At 44.1% G+C, this 16,150-nt stretch carries 12 protein-coding genes; 6 read left to right on the top strand and 6 right to left on the bottom strand.

The features are described 5' to 3' along the window. Positions 1-145: 145 nt before the first annotated feature. Complete coding sequence (locus AC1DE7_RS19440) at positions 146-1,900, bottom strand: methyl-accepting chemotaxis protein (protein ID WP_477534996.1); 1,755 nt, start codon at positions 1,898-1,900, stop codon at positions 146-148. Positions 1,901-2,142: 242 nt separating this feature from the next. Then, entirely contained in the window at positions 2,143-2,982 is an 840-nt protein-coding gene (locus tag AC1DE7_RS19435; RefSeq protein ID WP_477534995.1) for an alpha/beta fold hydrolase, read from the bottom strand. Positions 2,983-3,136: 154 nt separating this feature from the next. Between AC1DE7_RS19435 and AC1DE7_RS19430 the strand changes: the two genes are divergently transcribed. Next, a complete protein-coding gene (locus tag AC1DE7_RS19430; protein ID WP_477534994.1) occupies positions 3,137-3,997 on the top strand; it encodes a LysR family transcriptional regulator in 861 nt (286 codons plus the stop codon). Between the two features lie 18 nt (positions 3,998-4,015). On the opposite strand, the gene AC1DE7_RS19425 is transcribed toward AC1DE7_RS19430, so the two are convergent. After that, positions 4,016-4,420, bottom strand: coding sequence for a VOC family protein (locus AC1DE7_RS19425; RefSeq protein WP_100527578.1), 405 nt, complete (start codon positions 4,418-4,420; stop codon positions 4,016-4,018). A gap of 307 nt (positions 4,421-4,727) precedes the next feature. Here AC1DE7_RS19425 and AC1DE7_RS19420 point away from each other — a divergent pair, with 307 nt between their 5' ends. Next, complete coding sequence (locus AC1DE7_RS19420) at positions 4,728-6,467, top strand: ABC-F family ATP-binding cassette domain-containing protein (protein ID WP_477534993.1); 1,740 nt, start codon at positions 4,728-4,730, stop codon at positions 6,465-6,467. A gap of 70 nt (positions 6,468-6,537) precedes the next feature. Here the strand turns inward: AC1DE7_RS19420 and AC1DE7_RS19415 are convergent, their stop codons facing one another. Next, positions 6,538-6,930 carry a hypothetical protein gene (locus tag AC1DE7_RS19415; RefSeq protein WP_036671465.1) on the bottom strand — a complete coding sequence of 131 codons (393 nt, stop codon included), beginning with the start codon at positions 6,928-6,930 and terminating at the stop codon, positions 6,538-6,540. 407 nt (positions 6,931-7,337) lie between these two features. On the opposite strand from AC1DE7_RS19415, the gene AC1DE7_RS19410 reads away from it, so the two are divergent. The 3 genes from AC1DE7_RS19410 to AC1DE7_RS19400 all read left to right on the top strand — a co-directional run bounded on the left by AC1DE7_RS19410 (position 7,338) and on the right by AC1DE7_RS19400 (position 10,958). Further along, a complete protein-coding gene (locus AC1DE7_RS19410; protein ID WP_477534992.1) occupies positions 7,338-8,264 on the top strand; it encodes an ABC transporter permease in 927 nt (308 codons plus the stop codon). Positions 8,265-8,275: 11 nt separating this feature from the next. Then, on the top strand, positions 8,276-9,151 hold the full coding sequence (locus AC1DE7_RS19405; RefSeq protein ID WP_477534991.1) for a carbohydrate ABC transporter permease: 876 nt from the start codon (positions 8,276-8,278) through the stop codon (positions 9,149-9,151). 103 nt (positions 9,152-9,254) lie between these two features. Next, positions 9,255-10,958: a type 2 periplasmic-binding domain-containing protein gene (locus AC1DE7_RS19400; RefSeq protein WP_477534990.1), complete on the top strand. Its 1,704-nt coding sequence runs from the start codon at positions 9,255-9,257 to the stop codon at positions 10,956-10,958. A 101-nt stretch (positions 10,959-11,059) separates the two neighbouring features. Here AC1DE7_RS19400 and AC1DE7_RS19395 read toward each other — a convergent pair whose 3' ends face one another. Continuing rightward, entirely contained in the window at positions 11,060-12,661 is a 1,602-nt protein-coding gene (locus tag AC1DE7_RS19395; protein WP_477534989.1) for a response regulator transcription factor, read from the bottom strand. A gap of 341 nt (positions 12,662-13,002) precedes the next feature. On the opposite strand from AC1DE7_RS19395, the gene AC1DE7_RS19390 reads away from it, so the two are divergent. Beyond that, the gene (locus tag AC1DE7_RS19390; RefSeq protein ID WP_047844342.1) at positions 13,003-15,285 is read left to right on the top strand and encodes a beta-glucosidase; all 2,283 of its coding nucleotides are present in this window, start codon (positions 13,003-13,005) and stop codon (positions 15,283-15,285) included. A gap of 190 nt (positions 15,286-15,475) precedes the next feature. On the opposite strand, the gene AC1DE7_RS19385 is transcribed toward AC1DE7_RS19390, so the two are convergent. Then, positions 15,476-16,036: a TetR/AcrR family transcriptional regulator gene (locus tag AC1DE7_RS19385; RefSeq protein WP_053061564.1), complete on the bottom strand. Its 561-nt coding sequence runs from the start codon at positions 16,034-16,036 to the stop codon at positions 15,476-15,478. Between the last annotated feature and the right edge of the window lie 114 nt (positions 16,037-16,150).

Below are 16,150 nucleotides of genomic sequence, written 5' to 3'. Positions count from 1 at the left end.
CAACGTGACATAGGACAAGAACACGGTCATTCTATGTGCTGATCAGAACCCTGAGTCCTCCGAAAAATTAACGCTCCAAGAAAGTTACGTTTCCGGCGGCGATTCTAAATTGTCATCTAACAACACCCTTAATGAGATTGGGAAATTATTTAGTGACTTCGATCTGAAATTGATCGGAATATGATTTGAGGTTGCCTGCAAGACCAGCGAGTTCCCCGGAGATGTTCGACAGTTCGCTTGCCGATCGCTGCTGCTCCACAGCACTAGCCGTGACTTCTTCGGCCATGGCTGAAGTTTCCTCGGTTGCGGAAGCAATATAACTGAGATTCTGTTCCAACTCCTGACGAATAGAGTGCATATCCATCGTCCGGCTGTCCAAACTCTGAGCCAACTCATGCACTTCGGTCGATAAGCGGCTAACCTGTCCAAATGCCTGGAGACAATCAGCGATTTGTTTCTCCTGTTCCTTAACAGCTACCATATTCGCATCAAAATGACTGCCCATCCGATGTATCTCTTGAACAAATGAACCCAGGATCTCATCAATCTCCTGGATCGAACGTTCGGATTGTTGAGCGAGCTGTCCCATTTCCCCAGCAACGACTGCAAAGCCTTTACCCGCTTCTCCAGCCCGGGCTGCTTCAATTGAAGCATTCAGGGATAGTATTTGAGTTTGTTTTAAAATGTTGTGAATCTGACCGCTAATAGAGGAAGCGAGTTCGGATTGAGTCGTCAGAGACCTGGAAATATCCTGTTGATGCTCAACACGCTTGGCATTCTCTCGGCCCTTCTCAAGCAGAACCTCATGTTCACGTGTAACTTGTACTTGAACAGAAGATAGCTGCTCTGAAGTATAAGTAAACTGTTTCACATATGAACCTACTTCATCCATTATTTTGCCGAGATTCTCTGAATGCTGGACGGAGTGTTCTGTCTCTTCAGCCTGTTTCATTGAACCTATGGCAATTTCCTCGATCGCTCTGGAAAGTTCTTCGCTCTGACGCTGGTTTGTCTGAGCGGTTTCCGAAATATCTTTTGATGACTGCTGTAATGTATTTGAACCTTGCTGTATTCCCATCAGAATGTTCGTCAATTGGGCAACCATGATGTTAATCAAATCACTAATGTCACCGAGTTGATCATTGGACATGTGTGTGGATACGACTGTAAGATTCCCATCAGCAACCTGCTCGAGACTTGACTTAATATCGCGTACTTGTCTAAGAATACCTCGTACTACGAATAACATCATGACCAAAGAAAGAATCAGTACAACCACAAAAATCGGGATAATGGTCTGATAAGCATTATTCACAGATGTCGCGGAGACTTGATTCACTGCTCCAGCAGAAATATCAATGCCCAGATAGCCAATGACAGCACCTTGCGAATCCTTGATTGGTGTAAAGGAGGACAATAGCTGTCCCCAAGTTGGATCATCTACAATGCCTGTTGTGACGACTTCACCGCGTAACAAGCGTTCCTGAATCTGGGGATTGAATTCCATTGCAGTGCCGTAAGGACTATATTCCGTATCGTCCCAATTCGCTCCATCTACGGTGTAGATCCACCCGTCCGAAGTTTTGTTATACATATAAACATACAAGGCTCCCGATTGAAGCCTAACTTTAACGAGTTCGTCCCTAAGACTTTTATATTCGTTGCTCTCCTCTGAAGCAGGAGAAGATAATGTCTTAATTAATTCCGACTCCTGACCTAGTTGAGAGGCGGTATTCACAGCCAGCTGCTGATTGTTATGCTGCATGGTCATTAATGATGCATTTTCACTGGAGTCGATGGTTGCCCATATGATTAGACCGCCCATGGCCAGTAGCGGAACCAGAATAATCAAATACAGTTTGAACCTTAAATCCATCTTTTTTTTGCGAGTCTGTTTCACGTACGGTTCCCCCTTGGATGTAATAAAGTAAATATGGCTATTCGTATAACCCCATACTATTTATCGTAATATTGAAGGGGGAAATGAAGACTAATCCTAAATTTGTATATACATATACGCAGATTATAAACTAACAGTATGCAAGGACACCTTGCCATTAACCAAAAAAAGGCTCCACCAGCTTTATGCCAGTGGAGCGCTTAATTTTTCTCTTAGAGATTCTGTTCAATATACAAACCTACTCACGGATGTTTATTGCAGAAACGGTCGATATAATCAGAACATTGCCCCGGCTCATCTTCCATTACGAAATGACCAGCTTTGGGAATGACATGTAGGCAGGCATGGGGAATATCCTGGACAAGCCTCTTTGCGTACATAAGGGGCTGCCATTCGTCTTCTTCCCCCCATAAAATTTGAACGGGAACTTTCAGCTTGGGTAAATCTGTTCCATAGGATTCAGTATATTTTGCATTATAATGAGCTACCTGATGGGAGAAAAAAGAGGCTTTGCCCAATGAACCTGTATGGGGTTCCAGATATGCATCCAGTGCATTGCCAGTCATAAGCTCTTTATTATACACTGCCATGGATAATTGTTTCTTTAGCATGGTATCAAAATCAGCACGGGACATTTGTTCAACCTGTTCAAGCTGTTCTTCGATAATTTTCTTCCAGGTTGGTGAGGGCCACGAATCATAGCTGGGCATGTTGAGTAACGTAAGCGATTGTACACGCTCAGGCTGTTCCAAGGCTAGTTGGACTCCAACAATTCCACCTAGATCGTGGGCTGCGACATGTAAACGATCCATTCCGAGTTCGTCTAAAAGCTGACTAAACAGCGTATATTGTGCTGCCACAGAAGTATCTGCTTCGAGTGGTCTTTCGGATGCTCCATATCCAAGAAGGTCATGTACGTAGACTTTATATCCTTTTTGAACCAGAGCGGGTATTACTTTTCTCCATTCATAGCTATAAGACGGTGTTCCATGAAGGAGCCATATGGGAGAGCCTTCTCCATATTGTTCATAAGCGATTCGATATCCATTAATCAAGATGGATGACGTTGCTGCTGTTTGCATAGTGATTACTCCCTTCCATAAACATTTGAGATTAAAAATGAAATGGGCTCTTAATGAGCTACATTGAATATAAACGATTGCTTTCCATTAGTGAAATTGATAGTTTATATGTAAACGATCAGTTTTAATGATGTTACAAAGAAGGGAGCCAATGATGGAAATACGTCATTTGGTCACATTTATTACAATTGTGGAACACGAGGGATTTACCAAAGCTGCTGAACATCTTGGATACGCGCAATCTACAATTACATTGCATATTAAGGCGTTGGAAGAGGAGATTAACTACCCTTTATTTGATCGAATTGGTAAGCGGGTTATTTTAACGGAGACCGGAAAAAAATTGTTGCCACATGCACAGAAAATGCTTGACCTGTATCACATGATTAAGGAAGTGACTGCTGCACAAGGTGAATTAACGGGTAATATCGTGATCAGTATTGGGGAAACGTTGTTGATCTATCGTTTTCCACCTATTATTGAAGAGTTCAAAAAATTGCATCCTCATGTCAATATCGAGTGGCACCAATTAGATTCCGTACATTATAAAGAGAATTTGATGCAAGGTAAAAGTGATATTTCCTTCATGCTGGGGACAGAGGTACATGATCCCAATCTGTACAGTGAGAAATTGGCTGAGGAGCCCATGATGCTGCTGTACCCCAATTCATTTGAGCTACAACGGGACATTGTACGAAGCAATTTACTTTTTACCGAAAGAGGTTGCGGTTATCGCACATTATTTGAACAATGCATTGAAGAGTATCAGATTGGGATTACTTCCAATATTGAATTCTGGAGTATTGAAGCTGTGAAACAGTCGATATTGAGCGGTATGGGTATATCCTTGTTACCTCGAATTACGGTAGAGAAGGAGCTGAAGGAGGAAAAACTTTCAGGTCAGCAGTACAAACAAAATCTAGCTACACAGTTGCTGTATCCCAAAAACAAGTGGATCTCTCCCCAAGTAGAAGCATTTATTGAGATCGTTAGAAAGCATGCCTCCCTCTGGTGAGCTCATTTCAACTGTCCTTTATAGCCTACCACTGAACCGTTGGATTGCTTCCTCGGTCACCGGCGTGAAGAGATTAACCAGATTACCGTCAGGATCGCGAAACAGCACAGCACGATTCCCCCACGGCATTGTGGTAGGTTCCTTTACCCACTCATCGACAAACGGCTTCAAGCGCTCGTATTCGGCATCGACATCGTGGACGTGGAACTCAATAATGACAGTACGATTGTTGGCCGCCACAGCGGAACCAGCGCCAAACAGTTGCACCGTCTGGGAGTGGCCGATCGCTAGAGTGCACGATGGCATAACGAGTTCGGCAAAGACAGGTGCAGGGCGTTCCGCCGAAACACCCGTGATTTTCTCATAGAACTCGGCAAGACGATCCACGTCATCAGTAATGATGCGCACAGAAGCAAAATTCACGAGATATCATCCTTCCTATAATAAGTATTACATTTTCGACCAAAAACACTTCGCATTTACTTCTACTCCTTTACAATTGCTTACTCCAACTATACAAATACACTACTGACAACAGTATGTCAGTAGTGTTTTACGAAGAAACCACCGTCCACTAGCCATCATTCTATAGAACGTATTAGAGTTTCAAAGTGAGGGTAAGTGCTAAAAATCGATTGTACTTGGTGGTAAACAGTGTTACTCTAAAAGTCTGTGTTCGACAATATATTTAATATTAGCCACCAATTTAGTTATAAAGAAAGGTAACACTATGATAAAAGTTGAAAACCTATCCTTCTCATTTCCACAAAAGGAACTATATAAAAACATTTCATTTACGTTTGAAGAGGCACAACATTGTGCTTTTATCGGAACAAGCGGAAGTGGAAAAAGTACATTGATCGATATCCTGATGGATCCGGAACGATATTTGTTCGAGGGCAAGTTAGAGATAGACCCCGATTGCAGAATCGGGTATGTGAGTCAGTTTTTGCAAGTAGACAGAACAAAAGAAATGACCGTTTTTGAATATATCGCAGAAGAATTCATCAAGATACAAGATGAAATTACAGCGATTTATGCGGAGATGGCCACCACATCGGATATGGATTCCCTGATGGAAAAGCTTCAATTGGCTTTGGATGCCTTCGAAGCGATGGATGGAGACAATTTCGAAAAAAACATCAATAAACAGTTAAACCTTGCCAACCTCATGAAGCTCAAAGAGCTTAGTATATCCGCTATAAGCGGTGGGGAATTCAAACTTATTCAAGTGATGAAGGAAATGCTGAATCGTCCAGACTTCATGATAATGGACGAACCTGATGTATTTTTAGACTTTGAAAACCTGAACGCGCTTAAAAAATTGATTAACACACACAAGGGAATGTTGCTGGTCGTTACGCACAACCGATATCTGTTGAACCATTGTTTCAACAAAATCATACACCTAGAAAACACAGAGCTCCAAGAGTTTGACGGGCGATATATCGATTACAACTTCTCACTGCTTCAGTCTAAGATCGAACTGCAAGAAATCGCAGTTGCTGAAGCTGAGGAAATTGAGAGATATGATCACATCATCGACAATCTTAGAGAGATCGCCACATATAATTCCGAAGCCTCCAGAGGCAGAGCGTTAAAAGCCAGAGTCAAGTTTCAAGAGAGATTGGAAGCACGTCGAATAAAAGAGCCATTTGTCGATATCAAACAGCCGAATATCCGTTTTGGAATCGATAAGGAAATGGAAGACACCGTTGTGGTTAACGTCAATAACTATAACGTTTCCTTTGACGAGTTGCTTTTGGAAAATGTGAACTTTGAGATCAAATCGACAGATAAAGTAGCCCTGATCGGTCCTAACGGTACCGGGAAAACGACTTTACTCCGAGAAATCTTTAAAAATAATCAGGATGCCATTGAAATAAATGCTGATGTTAAAGTGGCCTATTTATCTCAGGTTCAAGGCGAAATGCTAAAAGATTCGAATACCATCCTAAATGAATTCATTGATTCCGGCTTTCAAACGTATGATGAAATTAGATCGTATCTTCCAAACTATGGCTTTGAAGGAGAAATCCTTGATCAAAAGATTGAATCTTTATCTGGTGGAGAAAAAAACATGCTTCAACTGGCTAAAGTTTCTGCCAGTCAAGCCAACGTATTGCTCCTAGATGAACCGACAAGCCATCTGGACATCTATACACAAATCGCATTGGAGAAAGCCATTGAAGACTACAAAGGTGCGATTATCATGATTTCTCATGATTTCTATTCTGTTGTAAATGGTATGGATTATGTTTTAATTATCGAGGACAAAACGATTAGTAAAATGAGTATAGAAGAATTTAGACAGATGATTTATACGAGTCATTTTGATGAAAACTATCTAGAAAATGAACAAAAGAAAAAGTCTGTTGAAATGAAAATTGAATTGGCTTTAAAAGATACTAATTTTGAACTTGCAAAGAGTTTGGTTGATGAGCTAGAAAAGCTGATTAAGTTGCTTTAGACAAGGTGAATATTCCATAAATCTAAATCCCCCTGTATGTGGATTAATCCGCATACAGGGGGATTTACTTCTAGAAACAACTAAACGAGCTGATTCGCTGCAGATCAATGCCGGTGTATAGCCAGAAGAAGCCATTCCAACGGAAGCCAGCCACCGAATTTCTACCTACAAATACCGGGTACATCCAGAAGCCGGGACCACGATCCGGCCAAATATATGTGTAACGAAACAGGCAGCCGGATATGGCTCTTGGATCTACCGCATATAACGAAGCGGGTTGCTGTGGAATGAATGATGGTGGCGGTCCGGTGGGTGCCTGCACGCCTTGTGGTCCGCCGCCTCCACCCCCGGGGAACGATGGCGGACCAGGAAATCCGCCTGGTCCGCCGGGTCCTCCTGGTCCTCCGGGACCCCCAGGGCCACCGAACCCTCCACCAGGTCCAAAAGGAGGTAAAAATGTCATATCACATCACTCCTGTTCATTAGTCTAATGTATTGTATGTAGGCAATTGAGCAGGGGAATGGGTGGGAGCCTAGAAGGCCGCTAATTTGTCATAACCTTGTCAGTTAGATAGTAAAAAAGACACGCTCAAGCTGCGACCGTTTATCCTTGGGCGTGTGGAGTATGAGTTCTTTCATGTTATAGGAAAATTGGACAAAATCTACAGCAACCTATCGGAAAACGATAGTTATATAAAGCGAGAACAAATAATGAAGTCGTCATCCTGGCGACTTTTTAATTGGTAAGCAAACGTTAAAAGTTAAGAAAACGCTATGGCTCCTTTGTATTACACTATATCTTGTATTTATGTATGCGCTTACAATAAGTCCATTAAAACAAATTCATGTATGAGGAGGTCTTAGTCTTTTATGGAGTTGGCAGCCAAGAAACGCAAAGAGAAAATCGTTCGAAGGGGAGATAGCTGGCAACTTTATCTGATGTTAAGTCCGGCTGTATTACTGGTTCTTGTGTTTGTCTACACACCACTGGGAGGCTTGGTCATGGCGTTTCAAGACTACAAGCCATATCTAGGTATTATGCAATCCGAGTGGGTAGGGATGGAGCAGTTCAAATTTTTATTTGAGTATCCGGATAGCGTTCAGGTGATCTGGAATACACTTCGAATCGCGGTGCTAAAGTTAATATTCGGTTTTGTTTCCACCATGGGCTTTGCTCTTTTGATTAATGAGGTCCGTCGCAAAGCACTGCGAAGCACTGTTCAAACCTTTGTTTTCCTTCCTCACTTTCTGTCTTGGGTTGTGCTGGGCGGTATATTCATCGAATTGCTTAATCCGGACACCGGACTTGTGAATCAGGCGCTTCAGGCGCTCGGGTTCAATCCCATTTTCTTTTTGGGTGACAATAACTGGTTTCTGTTCACGGTGGTATCCAGTGAGGTGTGGAAGGAGTTCGGCTATGGCTCAATTGTCTTCCTGGCTGCGATGGCGGGTATTAATCCCGCACTGTATGAAGCTGCACAGATCGATGGTGCGGGCAAATGGAAACAGGTGCTACATATTACACTTCCTTCATTAATCCCAACTATAGCTGTTGTGCTTACACTATCATTAAGCCAAGTATTGAATGCAGGTTTTGACCAGATTTTCAATCTATATAACCCACTTGTTTATGAAAAAGGCGATATTATAGATACTTTTGTGTACCGCGTAGGTCTTATTGATGGTAATTACAGCTTCTCCACAGCTATTGGATTGTTCAAATCAATAGTCAGCCTCATTCTGATTGTGGGTTCATACCGCATTGCCTATAAGGTAGCTGATTATAAAATCTTCTAAGGGGGGTTCTCATGCAAGTCATGTCCGCGCCTCAGCGCTGGTTCCAGGTCTTCAATAACCTTCTAATGGTTGTGCTGGCGCTGATCTGTATTGTGCCTTTGCTGCATGTTGTAGCGATATCGTTAAGCTCGACAGATGCCGTTATGGCAAACAAAGTTACCTTTTTTCCCATTAATCTCACCTTTAACTCCTATTTGAAGGCGCTTGAAAATCCGGTTTTTATGCCCGCAATATGGCTTTCTGTGCAACGTACCGTATTAAGTCTGGTGCTTGGTCTCATGATCAACTGTATGGCTGCATATGTGCTTTCCAAAGGGGGAGGCCGAGACGGAATTGCCGGATACAAGGCATTTGTAGGACTGTTTGTGGTTGCCATGCTGTTTAATGGCGGTCTGATCCCTACCTATCTGCTTGTAACCAAAATGGGCCTGTACAATTCGGTCTGGGCGCTGGTACTTCCCGGACTGGTCAACGTATTTTATCTCATTCTGATTATGAATTTCTTCAAGGCATTACCCAAGGAGATTGAGGAATCTGCCTTTATAGACGGAGCCAACCACTGTCAGGTGTTCTTCAACATGTTTCTACCCTTGTCCTTGCCTGTGCTGGCGACGGTCGGATTGTTCATGGTAGTGCACGACTGGAACGAATGGTTCGCCGGTTCGATCTACATGCGTGGAGACAACGTACCGCTCAGCACGCTGCTGAAGTCACTGATTGCTGTGCCTGTTGTAGATGCTAGCAATGTAAATGATATAGCCACAATCAACAACCGCTCCATTCGTGCAGCTCAGGTTTTAATCGGAGCTATACCGATTCTGCTAATTTATCCTGTGCTTCAAAAGTTTTTTACAGCTGGCATTGTCATCGGTGCAGTCAAAGAATAGTCTGCATGATGCCAATAGAACACTCCGGTTCGGGTCATTCTGCTTTTTCTTCAAGGGAAGAGTGTGAATACACAATAGAAGTGAAACATTAGGGGGTAGACCAATGGGGAACAAGAGAAAAATGATGCGGGGAAGCCTATTTCTGGCATTAAGCTTTAGTCTGTTAGTCGCTTGCAGTAGTGAAGAGGAGGTTGCCAAATTGGCTGTACCTGCGAAGGAAATTTCAATTGTGGATGGCAAAATCGAGCCTGCCGTTTCCATCACAATGGTGAGAGGGGAAGACCCAACAGCCAAATTCAAAAATGGCGAAAATTATACGGACAATGTCCATACCCGCTGGGCCAAGGATACCCTGGGTGTAGAACTAAAAACGCTATGGACTTCTTCATCTGTGGATTACGACACCAAGCTGAAGCTGATGTTGTCCTCCGGAGATCAAATGCCGGATCTGTTTGTCGCAAATTCGTCGCAGTCCAATACAATTAACACCTTTATTGATTCAGGAAAATTGCTGGATGTGTCAGAAGCGTTTGATAAATACGCATCAGACACGTGGAAGGCCGCTCTTGCAGAAGAGCCCACAGCTTGGTATCCCTTCATGAAGGATGGCAAAAAGTTTGCTATTCCTGTACTGCGGCCAACAGCAGGAACACAGTCTACACTTTGGATTCGCCAGGACTGGCTGGATAAGCTGAATCTGAAAGCGCCGACCAATCTGGAGGAACTCGAAAAGGTGATGGATGCTTTTGTCAACCTTGATCCTGACGGCAACGGAAAAAAAGACACCGTAGCACTGGAACTTGCCATGAAGGAACAGATGCTGGGCGCACCAATGGGAGATGCATCATGGATATTTGGATTATTCGGGGTGATCCCTGAGCGTTGGTATCCCGGTGTAGATGGAAACCTGATGTATGGCTCCATTCAGCCGGAGATCAAATCCGGCCTGAGTAAACTGAATGAGTGGATGAGCAAGGGGTATATTGCCAGTGATATTGCCCTGCACGATTTTAACAAGGTAGCCGAGAACGTCGCATCAGGCAAAGTAGGAATGCTTGGCGGTGAAAACTGGATGATGGTATACCCTGGCTCCATGCTGCTGGCATCTGATCCAAACGCGATCTATAACCCGTACCCGATTCCGGAGGGTGTTGATGGCACCAATATGCGTACCATTGCTGATCCGTACACAAGTGCCATTTTGATCAGCAAGGACATCTCGGATGAAGCGTTGCAGGCATTCTTCCATTATCAAAATGCATTGTACGAGGTATATAACTCTGAAGATCCGTTCATGTTCAAAGGTTTCCAGGAAGGGTACGACTATGTGATTAAGGATGGCAAGCCCGTTATGGAGGAGAGCAAAATTCCTGGAGGAAAAGTAGGGACGATGAAATATACGATTACCGGTTCAGATGCTGTCTATCCTTCCAAAAGGCTGGAGGCGAATCTTAAAATGGCGAATAACGAAATGTTATCCAATAAGGAGCTAGCTGCACTGGCACCAACAGGAATTCTTGGTGCTGATGAGAACAATCCACTGGAAGCCTTTACATCTAAAGCACTGCTAGTGGGTATGGAACAGAATAATGCTGATGTGCCTGAATATTTCCAGGGTGCTTCAACCAAAACAATGCTGTCCAGACAAGAATTGCTGACCAAAATGCAGATGGATACGTACATTGAAATCATTTATGGCAAAAAGCCGGCAGCTGAATTTGATTCATTTGTAGCAAAATGGAGATCGTCTGGTGGCGATAACATTATCAAAGAGGTAAATGAGTGGTATGACACGGTGCAGCCATAATAGATTTATATGAACTGCAAAAATGCACTGGGAGCAATCCCGGTGCATTTTCCTTTTAAAATGAGCGCTAAACCCAGTATGTTTTTTTGCCATTCATTTCGTTAACGAGTACGGAACTCCTGCGGTGTGCAACCATAATGCTTTTTAAATATTTTTATGAAATGCGGCGGAGCCAAGAAGCCAAGCGCCTTGCTGACATCTGCAATTTTGAGGTCTGAGTTCAGTAACAAGTAAGATGCTCTGTTCATACGTAAGCTGTACAAATAATCACCAATCGTTTCTCCGGTGACCGTTTTGTACACCTTGGACAGGTAAACGGGGTGCAGGCCGATATAGTCGGCAATAACCTGGAGGGAGATGCCTTCTGCCAAATGCTCCTGAATGTATGTTCTCACTTTAGACGTAATTTGTTCATGCGCATTCATCAACTGATTAGAGGCCTGCTTGCGCCGCTGATTAATCATTTTCTCTGCCCAGCTATATATGCGTTGGCCGGATAACTGGCTTTTTTTCCGAAGCAAAAATTCGAACTCCTCCCCCAGCATTTCCTCGACCGTTGTGTCCTGCGATTTTAGTGAAATCGAGAATGTGGAAGACAGGTAGAGTAGTACTGTAAACAATTGATCGTGGGACAGTTCTTTGCCAACTTCGTTCAAAAAAAGAATTCTGGAAATTTTGCTTATGGCCTCATCCCAATTACCTGATTCCAGCAAGTTAGGGAGCAAGGGTGGCTCATACAAATTAATGAGATTTTGCTGTTCATGGGAATCCGCATCCTTTTTGTCCAGCGTAATAAAATAGCTTTTATTGCTACCCACATTCCGATTGATGGCTGACACGGAGGCTAAATACAGATCGGAGAGGTGGTCAGGGAAGCATTGCTCTTTACTCAGACAAATGGAGATGGCTCCCTTTAAAAATTTTTGCACATTGTTTTGCAGTCTGACCGCGTGGGAGTCGACTGAATCGAGTGCATGCAGATCACTGTTTTTGATCAGAAATACCAGATATCCCTGCTCTGTAATACAATGCCACAGCTTGAACGGATGCTGAAACACTTCTTCGGCTATATTGGTTACAGCATATTCGAGCAAGGATAATGACCGAAGATCATAACCGGAAAATTCTTCCTCCATCCGAATGACCATCATAATAAAGGGGTCAGAGGACGCAAAGGGAATCTCCAGCATGCTGAGACGCCCGGCCAAAATCTGATGGCTCATGGCTTTGTTCTGAAGAAGTTCCTTGAGCAGCTGATTGCGCAACAAGGGCATATTGGCGTGAAGAGCATGCTGAATTTGCTGAAATGAACTGATGCGTTCCCATTCGTGCTCAATATTGGCGATAGCCTTTGTTACAGCTTGGATGAGCTCATCGGTATTTATCGGCTTCAGCAGATAATTAGCAGCCTGATACTGAATTGCTTTTTGGGCATATTCAAACTCATCGTGACCAGACAAAATAATACATCTAATTTTACTGGAGAATCGCCGAATCTCCAAAATAAGCTCCAAACCATCCATCTCGGGCATACGAATATCGGTAATCATGATATCAACAGCGTATTTGGAAGCGATATCGAGAGCCTCCGCAGCCGAGTAAGCTCTATGCACTTCCTGGATGCCATAATCTTCCCAGGGAATTGTCAGCGCGAGACTATCAACAACCGATTTCTCGTCATCCACTATTAATAAACCGTACAAGCTAATTCCCCCTCTATAGACAAGCTGTTACAACACTTATTGTATTGTATGATGGCCGAACTATCATTTCAATGGATGCCGCCTTGGCTCACCTCAAATCTTAAGAAAACGATACAGATGTTCAGAAATACCTATGCGGATTACCGCTGCATATGGCTTGCGAGGCATGAAAGCTTTCTTTGTATTCAGATTGCGTTATATCACATTAAGAAAGCGCTATTTCATGTCATTCAACGAGACAGTATTATTAAAAAGAGAACTAAAACAATATTATGCGGGACCTTACATAACCGTTTTGCATGTCAAGGATACCTGCCGATAGATGAAGGAGTGTCTGGATGATGAATCGTGATATCAAGCAAATCGTGAAACAGTTAACTTTAAACGAAAAGGCAACACTATGCTCAGGTAGCAGCTTTTGGACAACGCATGCTATAGAACGTTTGGATATTCCATCCATTATGATGACTGATGGTCCTCATGGATTACGCAAGCAAGCAGGTGATGCCGACCATTTGGGACTGAATGGAAGTGTTCCCTCCACTTGTTTTCCATCGGCGGTTGGGTTGGCCAGCTCCTGGAACCGGGATCTCGTTCAACTTGTCGGAGAAACAATTGGTAAAGAGGCGCAAGCGGAGGATGTCGCCATTCTGCTCGGCCCAGGGGCGAACATCAAGCGTTCCCCGTTATGCGGGCGCAACTTCGAATATTTCTCAGAGGACCCTTACCTGACGGGTGAACTGGCAGCATCTCATATTTCAGGTGTGCAAAGCCAGGGTGTGGGAACCTCACTTAAGCATTTTGCAGTGAACAATCAGGAGCATCGCCGAATGACTACCGATGCGGTGGTCGACGAGCGGACGTTAAGAGAAATCTATCTTACCGGGTTTGAGAAGGCGGTCAAGCAAGCGCAGCCATGGACAGTAATGTCTTCTTACAATAGAGTGAATGGAACGTATGCGTCGGAGAATGAATATTTGTTGAATACCATTCTGAAGAAAGAATGGGGACATGAGGGCTTTGTTGTGACAGACTGGTCCGCAGTGAATGAGATCGCAGCCAGCATCGCCGCGGGACTTGGACTGGAAATGCCTTCTTCCAACGGAGAAGGACCACGTAAAATTGTGGAGGCGGTGAATGGCGGCGAGTTATCCGAAGAAAAGCTTGATCAATCCGTGGAGAGGTTGTTAGCTGTTATTTTCAAGACGGCAGAGCATAAACGTCCAGAAGCAACCTTTGATTCTGAGCAGCATCATCAGATTGCCAGAGAGGTAGCAGGAGAAACAATGGTTTTGTTGAAAAACGAGGACGATATTCTTCCGCTGAGCAAGAATAGCCGCATTGCCGTTATCGGAGAGCTAGGTCAGAAGGTCAGATATCAGGGCGGCGGCAGTTCGCATATCCATCCTACTCAACTGGATAACCCTTATGAACAGATGGTTTTACTTGCTGAAGCGGATGCATCGGTGACTTATGCTGAGGGCTACAAGCTTGCTTCAGATGAAAGTGACCCGCTATTGATGAAGGAAGCCGTCGAGGCGGCCAAGGCAGCGGAAGTCGCTGTGCTGTTCATTGGTCTGCCTGACCGCTATGAATCGGAAGGATATGACCGGTCTCACATGGACATCCCCGCTAACCAATCGGCGCTAATCAAAGCCGTTGCCTCAGAGCAGCCTAACCTTGTTGTCGTATTAAGCAATGGATCACCGATTGTGATGCCATGGCTTGATGATGTGAAGGGAGTACTTGAGGCTTATCTGGGCGGTCAGGCAACTGGAGGAGCCATGGCGGATCTGTTGTTCGGAGAAACAAACCCAAGCGGTAAGCTGGCGGAAACGTTCCCGCAATCGGTGCATCATAACCCTTCGGCTCTGTTTTTCCCCGGGGACGGAGATCGTGTGGAATACCGTGAAGGCATATATGTTGGTTATCGTTACTATGATCGTAAGGGCATTGAACCGTTGTTCCCGTTTGGTTACGGATTGAGCTATACACAGTTTGAATATACCGGTCTGAATCTGAACGATACACAGTTCAAGGATACGGATCGGGTTACGGTAACTGTTACGATTCGAAACACAGGCACTCGTTACGGTCAAGAGGTTGTGCAATTGTATGTGCGGGATCAGCAAACCGTAGTAAGTCGTCCGGACAAGGAATTGAAGGGATTTGCCAAAATCGGACTGGAGCCGGACGCTGAGGGCAGCGTTTCCTTCACACTGGATAAACGCAGCTTTGCCTATTATAATGTTGATTTGAAGGACTGGCATGTAGAGAGCGGTTCCTATGATATTTTGATTGGCTCATCCTCTCGTTCCATTCTCCTGCAACAGACGGTCAACGTGGAGTCCACAACAACCGGGCCAGTACCTACCTTTGACCGTAATACAACGCTGGGTGAGCTGCTCGCCAATCCAAAAACGATGGCTGTCATGAGTCAATTACAGGGACTGGTTCCAGAGGGAACGGAAGAGGCACAATCCGATGCGATATCCTCCGAAATGATTCAGGCAACCATGAAATACATGCCGCTTCGTTCGTTGATTCCGTTTACGGGAGGGGCTTTCACGGAGGAAACTCTTTCCCAGTTGCTTGCTGGATTAAATGCGGCTGTTCGTCAGTAAAATCAAACTTCTGCTTCAACTATAAAACGCTCAAAAACGCCTATAAGTCATGACTTATAGGCGTTTTCCATCTAAGGATGTTATAAGATGTATTCAGGATGTACACATCATCGAGAGGGCTGCTCCATCTGATCTCACAGCGGTCCTCATAGCACAGCTATCAGTTATATCTTAAAATCGGAACCGCTATTCAGGACTTGAGATGATCCAAAAATATGTTCTTAAGGATATTAAATTGCTCGGCTTCGTCCACTTTTGTTTGGAAGGCTTCAATGCCATTGAGCATCGCTGTTTTTTTGGAGAAGTTGCCAAAGACATTAATCATCGTGTTAATCGTTTCAACCACATTAGCATCGTTACGAACAGATCCATCCTTTTGACCAAGCTCAGCCAGCTCTGCACAAAGCATAATAATCTGTTGGTAGTTAGAATGATACATCTCGATATCCTCCAACGGGGACTTGGACATTGCGACGTAACACTCAAAAGCTTCTATTAATTTGGAACTTCGCTGGCTTTCTACCTGCTGGAAAAAAACTAACGAGTCGAAAAGGCGGCCAAGCTTGTCGTAGCAGGTGCCTTCACCTCTGATAATATCGGAGAATACCAGAACCTCGGACTGAACAATATCTGAAGCTACAGCAACAATAAGCTGCTCTTTCCGCGGAAAGTAGCGAAAAATTGTGGCCACGCCTAGTACTGCCTCGTCCGCAATATCCTGCATGGTCGCTTGCTCGAAGCCTTTATTCAAAAAAGCAATTTTAGCTGCTTCAATTATAGCTGCTCGTCTTCTTGTTTTGAGGTCACTGCGCTCTTGTTGAAGCCTTTGACGGGGTTCTATTGTAAAAACCTCCTTGTTGGAATG

It is taken from the genome of Paenibacillus sp. 10L310, assembly GCF_056395745.1.
This window is presented reverse-complemented; position numbering and strand designations above follow the sequence as displayed.

Bases quoted from the DNA above. Each gene is read 5' to 3' on its own strand.
- AC1DE7_RS19435 (WP_477534995.1), bottom strand. From the start codon at position 2,982: ATGCAAACAGCAGCAACGTCATCCATCTTGATTAATGGATATCGAATC.
- AC1DE7_RS19430 (WP_477534994.1), top strand. From the start codon at position 3,137: ATGGAAATACGTCATTTGGTCACATTTATTACAATTGTGGAACACGAG.
- AC1DE7_RS19420 (WP_477534993.1), top strand. From the start codon at position 4,728: ATGATAAAAGTTGAAAACCTATCCTTCTCATTTCCACAAAAGGAACTA.
- AC1DE7_RS19415 (WP_036671465.1), bottom strand. From the start codon at position 6,930: ATGACATTTTTACCTCCTTTTGGACCTGGTGGAGGGTTCGGTGGCCCT.
- AC1DE7_RS19410 (WP_477534992.1), top strand. From the start codon at position 7,338: ATGGAGTTGGCAGCCAAGAAACGCAAAGAGAAAATCGTTCGAAGGGGA.
- AC1DE7_RS19405 (WP_477534991.1), top strand. From the start codon at position 8,276: ATGCAAGTCATGTCCGCGCCTCAGCGCTGGTTCCAGGTCTTCAATAAC.
- AC1DE7_RS19400 (WP_477534990.1), top strand. From the start codon at position 9,255: ATGGGGAACAAGAGAAAAATGATGCGGGGAAGCCTATTTCTGGCATTA.
- AC1DE7_RS19390 (WP_047844342.1), top strand. From the start codon at position 13,003: ATGAATCGTGATATCAAGCAAATCGTGAAACAGTTAACTTTAAACGAA.